Genomic DNA, 252 nt, shown 5'->3' with positions numbered 1-252 from the left:
TCTATGCGATCGTGATCGACCGGTTCGGCAACACCAGCGCGCTTTATCTTTCCACCGGCCTCGCCATGATGACGCTCGTCGCGGCTGCCATACTGAAACTGCTGTTTCCGAGGGCTCCCTGAGGCCGCCGCCGCGGGCAGAATGAAGCTCGGAACGATGAGCCGGCCGACCAGCGTGCCGTAGCTGCGATGATCGAACAGGATCAACGGCAACGTTCCCCTTGTGATGGTCAGAATGCCGTTGCAGGCGCCG

1 protein-coding gene is annotated in these 252 nt (G+C 61.9%); it reads right to left on the bottom strand.

Translation table 11 applies throughout. The features are described 5' to 3' along the window. Window positions 1-206, bottom strand: a 206-nt coding sequence (locus tag FNJ47_RS52205) for a hypothetical protein (protein WP_236000615.1), incomplete at its 3' end; no start/stop codon positions are given. Window positions 207-252 lie beyond the last annotated feature (46 nt).

This window comes from Bradyrhizobium uaiense, from assembly GCF_010811875.1.
GTDB classification, from domain to species: Bacteria; Pseudomonadota; Alphaproteobacteria; order Rhizobiales; family Xanthobacteraceae; genus Bradyrhizobium; species Bradyrhizobium uaiense.
Note: the sequence above shows the minus strand (reverse complement) of the source record. Positions and strands in the feature narration are given on the sequence as shown.